Source organism: Bradyrhizobium sp. PRIMUS42, assembly GCF_023006515.1.
Lineage (GTDB): Bacteria > Pseudomonadota > Alphaproteobacteria > Rhizobiales > Xanthobacteraceae > Bradyrhizobium.
The window spans coordinates 1-926 of the sequence record NZ_JALBGZ010001290.1 but is presented as its reverse complement, the minus strand read 5'-3'; the positions used below and the strand labels follow the sequence as shown (position 1 = coordinate 926).

Here is a 926-nt window from a genome sequence, read left to right as displayed (position 1 = left end):
GGCGGTGCCGATCGCGGCGCCGGCTACGCCGGCCGCGACGTCGGTCGGCCAGAATCCGGTGCGGCTCCTGTTCCAGTCGTTATTCCAATCGCCATTGGTCTGGCGGTGGGAGACGCGACGATGGCGATAGCCGCTATCGGTGTACGGGTTTCCTGGGCCGAGGTTCTGGCAGTTGGCGTTGGGGAATTGCGCCGAGCAGCGGCCGGGATTGGTGACGACGGCCTGCGCCATGGCAGAGCCAGCCAGCATGGTCGCCGCAATCGCCGTGGCCCCGAGAAGCTTGATGTTCATGGTTGTTGGCTCCCGTTTTGTTGACGGGGGCTAAATGCCGAAGGCGCCGGACGTTCCGGTGAAACCGGTGGATTTTCGCGAGCGAACGGTCAAACGGATGTGAGCGCGCGGCGCGGTTCCGTGCGGCGGCGATGCGGCGTTAACGCTTTGCTAGCTCGCTTTGCAGCATTTGAGCGGCGCGCAATCCTTACACATTAGGCTTACCGGAAGTTGGTGAGCGGGCCTTAACCCTCTGTGCGCGGTGATCGGTTAGGTTGCCGCCGGATAACCGGGGTCCCCTCATGCGTGCTGTGGCGCTCGCCGCCTTTCTGATCGGATTGCCTGCGACGGCATTTGCCGGCGGCTTCGATGTCGTCGTGCCCGGCCGTCCGGGCGTGCCGATCATCATCAACAACATCGATGCGTCCTATACCGTGGTCGAGGGTGTCTGGGGCCTGGGCAAGAACCAGCAAGTGCAGCCCACGATCTATGGCGGGCGCTATATCGCCGAGCGGCAGCCCGAAGACGTCGGCCATTATTATCCGACGCTCGGCCTGCGGCCCGGCTACGGCCGGCTCGAGGTCGAGCCGCCCGCGAACCGCAAATTGCCCAAGCCGGCCGAGAGCTATCACCAGAGCTGGGGCGCGCAATCGGCG

Annotated in this window: 1 protein-coding gene and 1 pseudogene; one reads left to right on the top strand and one right to left on the bottom strand. The window is 64.9% G+C overall.

Going from position 1 to position 926, the window contains the following annotated elements; genetic code table 11:
- Positions 1–291 (bottom strand): annotated as a pseudogene (locus tag MOV75_RS39790) (hypothetical protein); the annotation flags it as partial.
- A 281-nt stretch (positions 292–572) separates the two neighbouring features.
- Here MOV75_RS39790 and MOV75_RS39785 point away from each other — a divergent pair.
- On the top strand, positions 573–926 hold a 354-nt coding region (locus MOV75_RS39785), incomplete at its 3' end, for a hypothetical protein (RefSeq protein WP_247008320.1).